Source organism: Streptomyces sp. SID3212 (genome assembly GCF_009865405.1).
Classification (GTDB): domain Bacteria; phylum Actinomycetota; class Actinomycetes; order Streptomycetales; family Streptomycetaceae; genus Streptomyces.
Map to the genome: position 1 here is coordinate 1 of NZ_WWJY01001181.1, position 3,551 is coordinate 3,551.

A 3,551-nucleotide genomic window follows, 5' to 3' on the forward strand; every position below is an offset into this window, starting at 1 on the left:
CCGACGTGGCCGTGACCGGGCAGGGCCACCCCGGCGGCATCCTGGCGCGCGGCCGGGCTGAGCGGCAGCAGCTTGCGCCGGTCGCGCGGCGTGTGCGACGCGTGGATGCCGCCGTTCAGGATCGTCCTGAGCCGGTCCGAGATGTCGGCGTAGTCGTCGAAGCCGAGCACGCCGTCCGCCTCGGGCAGGGCCTCGGCCAGCTCCTTGCCGTAACGCTCGGCCATGCAGCCGACGGCGACGACGGCCTGGGTCTTGCCGTGGGCCTTGAGATCGTTGGCTTCCAGCAGGGCGTCGACGGAGTCCTTCTTCGCGGCTTCGACGAACCCGCAGGTGTTGACGACGGCGACGTCCGCGTCCGAGGCGTCCTGGACGAGCTCCCAGCCGTCCGCTGCCAAGCGGCCTGCAAGCTCCTCCGAGTCCACCTCGTTACGGGCGCAGCCAAGAGTGACAAGGGCGACGGTACGGCGTTCGGGCATGGCATCAGACTACTTTGTCCCGGCCGCGGCCCCTGCCGGGCAGGGTCGGTCAGCCGACCTCGGGGTCTCCCTGGGTGTACGAGAGCCGCTCGACCTGCCCGGACTCGAACGCGTCGCTGACCTTCTTGCCGTTGACGAACAGCTCGGTGGCCCCGGCGTTGCCGAGGATCAGGTCGATCTGCTCGTCGTCCTGGAAGGTCTTCGACTCACCCTTGAGGAGGAGCCCGTCGAACAGCAGTTTTCCGTTGTGCGCCTTGGCGGAGATCCAGCTCTTGTCGTCCACGGCCGACAGCTTGACGGTCACCTTGTCGCGCGGCGCCGCCGCGATGGCGCTGTCCGAGGGGACGGGCTTCGGGTCGGCGCTCTTGGTGGCCGTGGGCTTGGCGTTGGTCTTGGCGGGCTTGGGGCCCTCGGCGGCCGTTTTTGTCTTGCCGTTGTTCTCGGTGCCGTTGAACGCGGTGAAACCGACGAACCCGACCACCGCGACGATCGCGGCGACCATGGCGGCGGTCCAGTTCGGGCGGCGTCGTTCCGGCCGGATCCGTTCCGCTTCGAACAGCGGAGCCGCCGGCGTGGGCACCGGGCGCCCGCCGTGGTCGGCGTCGAACCGCTCCATCAGGGGCGCGGGATCGATCCCGACCGCCTGGGCGAGCATGCGGATGTGCCCACGGGCGTAGACGTCGCCGCCGCTGCGGGAGAAGTCGTCCTGCTCGATCGCGTGCACGATGGGGATGCGCACCCGGGTCGAGCCGCTGACCTCGTCGACCGTCAGACCCGCGGCGACGCGCGCCTGCTGGAGGATCTGACCGATCGTGGGCCGGTCGTCGTGGGGGGAGGTACCGTCGGGGTCATTGCCGTCGGGAGAGTTGCCGATGGACACGGGGGCGCCTTTCGAGCGTGTAGCCACCTGCTGGACATTCAGTCTATGGGTGGTACGAAAGGGTGGGGCAACCGGGCGGATGCACTTTGTACGCCATCAGAATGGCCTCGCGGCGTCTGAGTGGCGGAGTGAGGGACATCATGCACTCCCTCACTCCAACTTGACGTGTGGCCAGGGGAAACGGTTGCGTTCCATTTCCCTTCGAAATTCACTGTGAAGCCCCACAGGGGTCCGCGAGGCGTCCTCGGAGATCGGTACGGTACGGCCCTACACGACGGACTCCCCGCGGATCACAGCGAGTACGCCATCCAGTTCGTCCGCCTTCACCAGGACATCGCGGGCTTTGGAACCCTCGCTGGGGCCGACGATGTTCCGAGACTCCATCAGATCCATGAGCCTGCCCGCCTTGGCAAATCCGACACGCAGTTTTCGCTGGAGCATCGAGGTCGAGCCGAACTGCGTCGACACGACCAGCTCGGCCGCCTGGCAGAGCAGGTCGAGATCGTCGCCGATGTCCTCGTCGATGTCCTTCTTCTTCGCCGTGCCGACCACGACGTCCTCGCGGAAGACCGGTGCCATCTGATCCTTGCAGTGCTGGACGATCGCCGCGACCTCGTCCTCGGTCACGAAGGCGCCCTGCATACGGGTGGGCTTGTTGGCGCCCATCGGCAGGTAGAGCCCGTCCCCCTTGCCGATCAGCTTCTCGGCGCCCGGCTGGTCGAGGATGACCCGGCTGTCGGCGAGCGAGGAGGTCGAGAAGGCCAGCCGCGAGGGCACGTTCGCCTTGATCAGACCGGTCACGACGTCCACCGAGGGCCGCTGGGTGGCGAGCACCAGGTGGATGCCGGCGGCGCGGGCCAACTGGGTGATGCGGACGATGGAGTCCTCCACGTCACGGGGCGCGACCATCATCAGGTCGGCCAGCTCGTCCACGATGACCAGGAGGTACGGGTACGGCGACAGCTCGCGCTCGCTGCCCTCGGGCAGCTTGATCTTGTCCGCCCGGACCGCCGCGTTGAAGTCGTCGATGTGCCGGTAGCCGTACGCGGCGAGGTCGTCGTACCGCAGGTCCATCTCCCGTACGACCCACTGGAGCGCCTCGGCGGCCCGCTTGGGGTTGGTGATGATCGGCGTGATCAGGTGCGGGATGCCCTCGTACGCGGTCAGCTCGACGCGCTTGGGGTCGACCAGGACCATCCGGACGTCCTCGGGGGTCGCCCGGACCATGACCGACGTGATCAGTCCGTTGATGCAGGAGGACTTTCCGGAGCCGGTGGCGCCGGCCACCAGCAGGTGGGGCATCTTGGTGAGGTTCGACATCACGTACCCGCCCTCGACGTCCTTGCCGAGCGCCACGAGCATCGGATGGTCGTCCTCCGCGGCGTCCGCGAGGCGCAGCACGTCGCCCAGGTTGACCATCTCGCGGTCGGAGTTCGGGATCTCGATGCCGACCGCCGACTTGCCGGGGATCGGGGAGATGATCCGCACGTCGGGGCTGGCGACGGCGTAGGCGATGTTCTTGGCGAGCGCCGTGATGCGCTCGACCTTCACGGCGGGGCCGAGCTGGACCTCGTAACGGGTGACCGTCGGGCCCCGGGTGAAGCCGGTGACGGTCGCGTCGACCTTGAACTCCATGAAGACGTTCGTGAGCGAGTGGACCACGGCGTCGTTGGCGGCGCTGCGGGTCTTGCCGGGGCCGCCGCGCTCCAGCAGGTCGAGCGAGGGCAGCGCGTACGTGATGTCCCCGCGGAGCTGGAGCTGTTCGGCCCGGGGCGGCAGCGGCCGGTCCTCGGCGGGGGCGGGCTTGGTGAGGTCGGCGACGACGGGGAGCGGGCGCTGCCCCGTACGCGCCGTCGGTACGGGCACGGAGCGCTCTGCCGGGCTCTCCCCCTCGGCAGGGTCCGGGGACTCGTCCTGAGCCCCGCCGAGGGCGTCCTGGCCGCCGGGTACGTCCTGCCCGTCCCGAACGTCGCCGGCGCCCCGCTCGTCCTCCCCCGGCCGCTGCCCGCGCCGGCGCGCGCCGGTCACCGAGACCCCCTGGGTGAGGTCCGCGACGAGGGGTGAGGGCGGCATCCCGTTGAGGACCGCTCCGTCCAGCGCCGCCGCCGCGGCGGCGGCCACGTCGACGGCGTCCATGGGCCGCCCCAGTCCGTTCTCCCCCGCGCCCCGGCGCCGACGGCGGCGCGAGAGCGCCT

2 protein-coding genes and 1 pseudogene are annotated in these 3,551 nt (G+C 69.8%); all 3 read right to left on the reverse strand.

Annotated elements, in window-relative coordinates; all coding sequences use genetic code 11:
- Positions 1-476: pseudogene (locus GT042_RS35435) on the reverse strand (30S ribosomal protein S12 methylthiotransferase RimO); the annotation flags it as partial.
- 49 nt (positions 477-525) lie between these two features.
- Positions 526-1,356 (reverse strand): helix-turn-helix domain-containing protein, encoded by an 831-nt coding sequence (locus tag GT042_RS35440; RefSeq protein WP_161312792.1) that lies wholly within the window; start codon positions 1,354-1,356, stop codon positions 526-528.
- Between the two features lie 267 nt (positions 1,357-1,623).
- Positions 1,624-3,551: DNA translocase FtsK (locus GT042_RS35445; RefSeq protein WP_161312793.1), on the reverse strand; the 1,928-nt coding region annotated here is incomplete at its 5' end.